Raw genomic sequence first — 7,671 nt, forward strand, 5'->3', positions numbered from 1 at the left:
CGTGCTTAGTCCTTGAGGCAATCCACGCAGACGGGGGTGGCGGGGTCGAGCTCCAGGCGCTTTACCGGAATCGGTTCGTCGCAACTCAGGCAGTAACCGTAATCCCCGCTATCGATACGGTCCAGCGCGGCGCGAATGCGCGCCGCTTCCGTCTTGCGGCGCTGTTCCGTCGCCAATGCCATAGCCTGCCCTTGCAAGGCGTCCATGCGCGACAAACGCCCGACGGATTGCTGGTCCAGGGTGACGGGCGCGCGGGCGTCCTTGGTGACGTTGTCCAGGGCTTCCAGATCGGCCAGTCTGTCTTCCAACGCTTTCTTGAAAGGGGCGGGGTCCAGATCGGTCATGCCGGGTCGCGGTCCTTATCCGGTGCGTCGGCGCCGTCCGTTTGTTCGTCCCCGTCCTTTGACGATCCCGGCTCCGGCCATTCCGTTTCGGGGTTCAACGCGACCGCCGCGACGGCCGACATGCGGGAATCGACGGGGACGAAGGCTGCCTGATCCTCGCTGGACAGGGACGGGCGGCGGAACATGCGATAAATGCCGAACAGGACGAATACGATATTCACCGCGATCAGCGCCCAGAAATAGCCCGGCGTGCCGACGCCATCCATGGTGATACCGGCGATGTTCGGACCGATCATCGCACCGACGCCGTTGGCCATGATCAGGGTCGAACTGGCCCCGACCATCTGTTTTGGCGTCAGATAGTCGTTCGTATGCGCGATGCACAAAGAATAGAGCGGCAGCGACAGGCCGCCGAAGACCAGGGCTACCAGCAGCAACAGGTTCTGCGGTGTCAGCAGCGCCCCTTCGAACGGATAATACCGCTGATAGGTTTGCAGGGAATCCAACGCGTCGGGATCGGGGAACAACAGTCCCGCCACGGCTGCCACGGCGCACAGGCCGGCGGTGAAGACGATCACCTTCCGGCGGTCGAACAGGTCTGACATGCGGCCGATCGGCCAGGTGAACAGGAACCCGCCGATGAAATAAGCGCTCATGAACAGGGAGGCGAAACCGGTGCCGAACATCTTGAAGGCATAGGCGGGGCCCATGCCGATGCCGATCCCCGCCGTGACGCCGACCAGAACCATGCCGACGGTGCCCAGCGGGGAGACGCGGAACAGCTTCATCGGTCCCATGGATTCCGGGGCTTCGAATTCCGGCCCGCGCGCGGCGGATATCAGAACCGGGATGGCCGCACCGGATACCAGCACCGACACGATGGTGAACAATTCGAAATTCGCCGGGTCATACAGGTTCAGCATCAACTGACCGCCCGCCACGCCCAGCGAACTGACGACCAGATAGATGGCCAGCATCTGACCGCGCGTATTGTTGGTCGAACTTTCGTTCAGCCAGCTTTCGACGACGATATAAAGCCCCGCATAGGACAGCCCGGTCAGCACGCGCATCGCGGTCCAGACATAGGGATCGATCCACAGCGGGAAAATCAGGATGGTCAGGGAGGCGATCGCGGTCAGCGCGCCGAAGACACGTACATGGCCGACGCGCGCCATCATACGCGGCACGATCACCGACCCGGCCAGGAATCCCGCGAAGTAACCGGCCATGATCAGGCCGGTGATGGTATTGCCGAAATCCTCGACCTGGGTACGGACGCCGACCAGGCTGCCGCCCAACCCGTTCCCGATCATGATCAGGGCTAGGCCGAGGAACAGCGCCCAACTTACTTTCAATGCGGTCAGCATCGGATTTCCTTTCCCGCGGGCGGACCCGTGTCGATCCGACTGTTATTCGGCAGCCTTCTTACCCGTTAAAAGCCTTTGACGCGATAGGTTCTTTTCCCGGCGCGCATGGGACCCGGTAGCATCGGGCCGGTGGTTTTTTCCGTCGATCCACACTAGTGTTCCGCCAAAATGGTATCAGCGCCACGAAAGGTCTTTGCATGCACATCTCTTCCCAGTTCGACTCCGGCAATATCGAGGTCGTCTCCGCAACGACGCCCGGTGAAGTTCATCTGCGCATCCGTCCCGACCCGGGCCCGGACGCGTTTTTCCAATGGTTTCACTTCCGCGTTGCCGGCGTCCAGGGGGAATCACTGACCCTGAAAATCCTGAATGCGGGGGAAGCCTCTTATCCCAAAGGCTGGGAAGGGTATCGCGCCTGCGTGTCGGAAGACCGGGAAAACTGGATGCGGTGCGAAACCGATTATACTGACGGCGTGCTGACCATCCGTTACACGCCCGCGAGCGATCTGGTCTATTTCGCCTATTTCGCCCCCTATTCGCGCGAACGGCATCACGACCTGATCGCCGCCTGTCAGGTGCAGCCCTATTGTCGGCACGAGGTTATCGGCGAAACCCTGGACGGGGAGCCGATGGATATGCTGATCATCGGGGACGAAGACCCGTCGGCGAAGAAATTCTGGACCATCGCCCGCCAGCATCCGGGCGAAAGCATGGCCGAATGGTTCGTGGAAGGCATGCTGACCCGTCTTCTGGACGACAGCGACCCGATCACCCGTGCACTTCTGAAGCTGGGCACGTTCTATGTCGTCCCGAACATGAACCCGGATGGCAGCCGCCGCGGGCATTTGCGGACGAATGCGAAAGGAATCAACCTGAACCGCGAATGGGACAAGGCCAGTCTGGAAAACAGCCCGGAGGTCTTCCACACCCTGGCGGCGATGGAACGGATCGGTCTGGACTATTGCCTGGACGTGCATGGCGACGAAGGCCTGCCGTATAATTTCATCGCCGGGGCGGACGCCATTCCGTCCGTCACGCAAAAGCAGATCGACGCCCGCATCGCGTTCGAGGCGGCGCTCGCCCGGGCCAATCCGGACTTCCAATCCGAACATGGCTATCCGAAGGCGGCGCCCGGCAAGGCGAACCTGTCCATGGGATCGACCCAATTGGCGGAACGGTTCGGCGGTTTGGCGATGACCCTGGAAATGCCGTTCAAGGACAATGCCAACGATCCCGATCCGATCTATGGCTGGTCCATCCCGCGCTGCCGTCTGTTGGGCGCGGCGTCGCTGGATGCGCTGCTGGCCGTGGCGGCGGATCTTTAACCCGGTTTCGGAGCTTTAGACGCGGTGACCCTCGACCAGACGCTTATCCTGGCGCTTCTCGCGGCGTTGTTGGGCTTTTTCGTTTGGGGACGTTTTCGCTACGACCTCGTCGCCTTGGCCGGACTGCTGATCGCGGTGCTGCTGGGACTGGTCGATGGTAGAGACGCGTTCATGGGCTTCGGCAATCCGGCGACGGTGACGGTGGCGCTCGTGCTGATCCTCAGCCGCGCGCTGGCCGTTTCCGGGGCGATCGACCCGATAGCAAAGCTGGTGCAGCGCGGCGCGGGCAGCGAATACGGTCATATCGGCAGTTTGGGCGGTGTCGCCGCTTTGCTCAGCGGTTTCATGAACAATGTCGGGGCGTTGGCCTTGCTGATGCCCGTGGCGATTCAGTCGGCGAAGAAGGAAAAGCGTCCGCTGCGCCTTCTCCTGATGCCGTTGGCCTTCGCATCGATCCTGGGCGGCATGTGGACGTTGATCGGAACGCCGCCGAATATCCTGATTTCCGCGATCCGCGAACAAACGATGGGCGATGCCTATGCCATGTTCGATTTCGCGCCGGTCGGCGGTCTGGTCATGCTGGCCGGGCTCGCCTTTCTGATCCTGGTCGGCTGGCGCTTGATTCCGGATGGGGGGGACAAGCCGGACGGGGCGGATTTCGGTATCGATCTCTATACCGCGGAAGTGCGCCTGTCGAAGGACAGCAAGGCCTACGGCAAGACGATTACCGAACTGGACGCGATGACGGAGGATATGGATATCGTCATCGTGAAGCTGATCCGCCGCGACCGGAACTATCCCGCGCCGCCGCGTCACGAACCGCTGCATGCCACCGATCACCTGATCGTCGAGGGCGCGGCGGAGGAAATCGACCGCTTCGTCGCCGAATTCGGTCTGAAACTTGCGGGCGGCGGGCCGTCGGTGCAGGAAATCCTGAAATCCGGCGACGCGGCCATGGTCGAACTGGTCGTGCAGGCCGGGTCGACCCTGGATGGGCGCACCGTGTCGCAGATGCGGTTCGGCCCGCGCCATCGCGTCTCGCTGCTGGGCGTGTCGCGACAGGGCAAGCCGCATCGCGGCCGCTTGAAGGATTTCCGCTTTCGTCCCGGCGATATCCTGCTGCTGCAAGGCGCGGCGGAAGAAGTGAACGAGGCCGTGACCCGGTTCGGCGCATTGCCCCTGCGTCAGCGCGATCTGGGGCTGGGGCGACGGAAACGAGGCCCGTTGGCCTTCGCCTGCTTTGCCGGGGCGATCGCGGTTGCCGCGCTGGGCATCCTGCCGCTGACCATATCCTTCGGCATTGCCGCCCTGATCGTCGTCGTATCGGGCGTCGTTCCGGCGCGGGAAGTCTACGACAGCGTGGAATGGCCGGTGGTCGTGCTGCTGGGCGCGTTGATTCCGGTCGGTGGTGCGATGCAGAGCACCGGAGCGACCGGCCTGATCGCCGACGGTGTGTTGCTGGTGACGGCGGGCATGCCGGTCTGGCTGATCGTCGGGATGGTTCTCGTCGTGACCATGACGCTCAGCGACATATTGAACAATGCGGCGACAACGGTCGTCATGGCGCCCATCGCGCTGGCCATTGCAAACGGATTGGGCCATGCGCCGGACGCTTACTTGATGGCGGTGGCGGTCGGTGCGTCCTGTGCCTTCCTGACGCCCATCGGGCACCAGAACAACGCGCTGGTCATGGGGCCCGGCGGTTATCGCTTCGGGGATTACTGGCGGGTCGGATTACCGCTGGAAATCCTGATCGCCGTTGTCGGAACGCCGGCGATCCTGCTGTTCTGGCCGGTGACGGGATAGCGCGGCGCTCAGCCCGCGAAATTCTCCCGCCAGATGGTCTCGATCGCGGCCTGGGCGGCGACGGAATCCCTCAACGCGGCGATATGCGGGTAGGCTCGGTCGCCGGGATACCATTCGTACAGCATGGCAAGATAGATATCCGCGACACTGGGGTCCCGGCCCAGCACGTGGGGGCCGTTCGCCGCAAGCCTGTCTTCCAGGACGCCGAAGGCGCGCTCCATGTGGTCCTGGCCCGCCGCCTTCACCGATTCCACGGCGGACGGGGTCGTGTCCGTCGTATACCGCGCCGGATAGTAATAATGCAGATCCGCCTCATAAAGATTGATCGCCATGAAGACCATCCAGCGCATCAGCTGGGCGTGGCCCGACGTGCCGGGGGCGGGCCCCAGGTCCTTGCCCGGATTTGTGTCGGCGATATGGATCAGCATCGCCGAGGTTTCCGTCATCAGCGTCCCGTCGGGCAGGATCAAGGCCGGGACCTGACACCACGGATTGATCTTTCGATAAGCGTCTGAAAATTGTTCGTCCGTCTTTGTGTCGACGGTCACCGTTTCAAACGGCTGTCCGGCAAGAGTGAGGGCGGCCGCCACGGCGGCGCCACCCGTTCCTGTATGGTGGTAGAGCTTGAACATTCCGTGTGACCTTCAAACGCCGGGAAACCGGACGGTGGGGCGTCAGTCCGCTTGAGCGACCTGGGTGGACGGCTCTATGGCGGCGTATTGGGTTTCGATTTCGGCGCGCTGCCGTTCGAAACGGGCCAGTTCGCCGCCCTTCAATGTCTTGCCGGTAGGCAGTTTGACGCCCAGCGGATTGACTTGCTTGTTGTTGACGTGGACTTCGTAATGCAGATGCGGGCCTGTCGATCGGCCGGTTGTGCCGACATAGCCGATGACCTGGCGCTGGCGTACCTTCGCGCCGTTTTTCACGCGGCTGTCGATACGGTTCAGATGCGCATAGGCGGTTTTATAGGTCCCGTTATGGCGAATGCGGACGTAATTGCCGTAACCGCCGTTGCGGCCCGCGAATTCCACGACACCGTCGCCTGCCGCATAGATCGGTGTGCCCGTCGGAGCGGCGAAGTCGATACCTTTATGCATCTTCGAATAACCGAGGATCGGATGTTTCCGTTTTCCGAAGCCGGAGGAGATGCGCGCCCCTTCCACCGGCGTACGCAGCAGCGCCCGACGAACCGATTGGCCTTTCGCATCGTAATAATCCTCGAAACCGTCATCGTCGGTGAACCGGAAGAACCGCTTCTTCTCGCCGGCCACGGTCATTTCGGCCACCAGGATGTCGCCGAAATCGACGGTTTGACCCGCTTCGGTGCGCTTTTCCTCAAACATCAGGGCGAAACCGTCGCCCTGCTGAATTTCGCGTTGGAAGTCGACATCGAAGGAAAAGATGTTGATCAGCGATCCCAGCACCGGCATCGGCACACCGGCATTGCGGGCCGCGACATAGAGGGAGGAATCGATCGTTCCCTCGCTGCGGACCAGATGATCGCTCAGAACCCGCTTGTCCTCTTCCGCGACATAGTCGCCCGCGTCGGTCAGGCTGACCACGACATCGCGCAGATTGTCGGGATGGAACCGCATTTCCGTGACGCTGGCCGGTTCGGTCGGGCGCTCCGGCACGACGGACAGTTCCAAGCGTTGCCTTGGGCGCAACCCGCGCGGATCGAAAACCGTCGCCAGGGAGGTGATCAGCGCATGGGCGGTTCCGCGCTCGATTCCGGCCTGGGTCAGGACGGACATCAGCGTGTCGCCGGGGCTGATTTCGATTTCCACCTGATAGGGATCCACTAACAGATCGCTGTTGGAAGCGGAATCCATGCCCAGGCTCGCCGACCCCCAGGTGTTGTTCAGCGCTTCCGTGCCCGGCGCGCCCATCGGTTTGGCCAACAGAATGTCGCCGCCGTCTGTTCCTCGCGACAAGGTGGCGGAGCTTCCAGGCGGCGTCGGCGTCGCCATGACGGACATGGCAAAGGTCGCCGCCCCGACAAGTCCGGTGAAGGTCAGCAGGCCTGTCATCAGATGGCGCCGGAATTCGGTCGGGCGACCGGCGCGATGCACGGCGCGATGGACGACGGCGCCATCCTGGACTGTACTGCGATGTGTCCAAAGACGGTCGACGACGCCCTGTTTAAGGGCGGAGAGAATACCCGAGACGGTCCGCACCAGCGAAAACTCCTGCCAAGGTCAGCCTTGGGCACCGATTCGAAACGCCTGACGGCGGGGTCGGCCGAACCGGCACCGATCCTGTTCCAAATGCCCATCGCGATCCTGTCCCATAACGGACCCCTCCATATTGGGAGGCCACTTTTGGAAAAGGCCTACCGCGATTCTATGGAATCCGTTAAGCAAAATACGGACCGTTTCGCCGGGATTTGCGCAACTTAAATACGCCGATCCGTCGGAAAGGGCGGAAATCCTGCTCCTGTTCAGTTTCCAGGCACTAGCGTTACCGTTGGCCAAGACCAGCGTCAAGCCGGTGAATTGTGGCATTTCAAAGGTTTGGTGCCGAAAACGGTACTTGCATACAGGGGCTATATAGGGGCGCGGACATCCGTTTTGGAAAAAAATGCGGTCCCGTCAAAAAAGTTTCTAAAAACCCTTTGACACCCCCCAAGCAGACCCGTATAAGCCGCCCCGCACCGAGGGACGGGGCAGGCGGAAACGCCCGAACCGAACCTCTCCGGAAACGGAAAGTGCCGTTATTGAACAAGTGGATATATAGGAAGGGATACGCGGTTGGCGGTGATTTAATTGCTGTCGATTGTGTGTCTTGATGAATAGTCAGTGACGCGTTCATCTGCGGGAGAGGTTTCGC

6 protein-coding genes are annotated in these 7,671 nt (G+C 61.9%); 2 read left to right on the plus strand and 4 right to left on the minus strand.

Annotated elements, in window-relative coordinates:
• Positions 1–5 precede the first annotated feature (5 nt).
• Positions 6–344: a TraR/DksA family transcriptional regulator gene (locus HH303_RS13065; RefSeq protein WP_169625755.1), complete on the minus strand. Its 339-nt coding sequence runs from the start codon at positions 342–344 to the stop codon at positions 6–8.
• The gene (locus HH303_RS13070) at positions 341–1,711 is read right to left on the minus strand and encodes an MFS transporter (RefSeq protein WP_169625756.1); all 1,371 of its coding nucleotides are present in this window, start codon (positions 1,709–1,711) and stop codon (positions 341–343) included. The genes HH303_RS13065 and HH303_RS13070 overlap by 4 nt, the downstream gene beginning before the upstream one ends.
• 197 nt (positions 1,712–1,908) lie before the next feature.
• On the opposite strand from HH303_RS13070, the gene HH303_RS13075 reads away from it, so the two are divergent.
• Positions 1,909–3,036, plus strand: coding sequence for a M14 family metallopeptidase (locus HH303_RS13075; protein ID WP_169625757.1), 1,128 nt, complete (start codon positions 1,909–1,911; stop codon positions 3,034–3,036).
• Between the two features lie 24 nt (positions 3,037–3,060).
• Positions 3,061–4,842 (plus strand): SLC13 family permease, encoded by a 1,782-nt coding sequence (locus HH303_RS13080; protein WP_169625758.1) that lies wholly within the window; start codon positions 3,061–3,063, stop codon positions 4,840–4,842.
• Positions 4,843–4,850: 8 nt separating this feature from the next.
• Here the strand turns inward: HH303_RS13080 and HH303_RS13085 are convergent, their stop codons facing one another.
• Positions 4,851–5,474: a glutathione S-transferase family protein gene (locus tag HH303_RS13085; protein WP_169625759.1), complete on the minus strand. Its 624-nt coding sequence runs from the start codon at positions 5,472–5,474 to the stop codon at positions 4,851–4,853.
• A gap of 42 nt (positions 5,475–5,516) precedes the next feature.
• Positions 5,517–7,019, minus strand: coding sequence for a M23 family metallopeptidase (locus tag HH303_RS20305; RefSeq protein ID WP_319637407.1), 1,503 nt, complete (start codon positions 7,017–7,019; stop codon positions 5,517–5,519).
• Positions 7,020–7,671: the final 652 nt, after the last annotated feature.

It is taken from the genome of Pacificispira spongiicola (assembly GCF_012926505.1).
GTDB classification, from domain to species: Bacteria; Pseudomonadota; Alphaproteobacteria; order UBA8366; family Aestuariispiraceae; genus Pacificispira; species Pacificispira spongiicola.

What these genes read in the sequence shown, in the direction of transcription:
- HH303_RS13065 (WP_169625755.1), bottom strand. Translation starts at nt 344, where the DNA reads ATGACCGATCTGGACCCCGCCCCTTTCAAGAAAGCGTTGGAAGACAGA.
- HH303_RS13070 (WP_169625756.1), bottom strand. Translation starts at nt 1,711, where the DNA reads ATGCTGACCGCATTGAAAGTAAGTTGGGCGCTGTTCCTCGGCCTAGCC.
- HH303_RS13075 (WP_169625757.1), top strand. Translation starts at nt 1,909, where the DNA reads ATGCACATCTCTTCCCAGTTCGACTCCGGCAATATCGAGGTCGTCTCC.
- HH303_RS13085 (WP_169625759.1), bottom strand. Translation starts at nt 5,474, where the DNA reads ATGTTCAAGCTCTACCACCATACAGGAACGGGTGGCGCCGCCGTGGCG.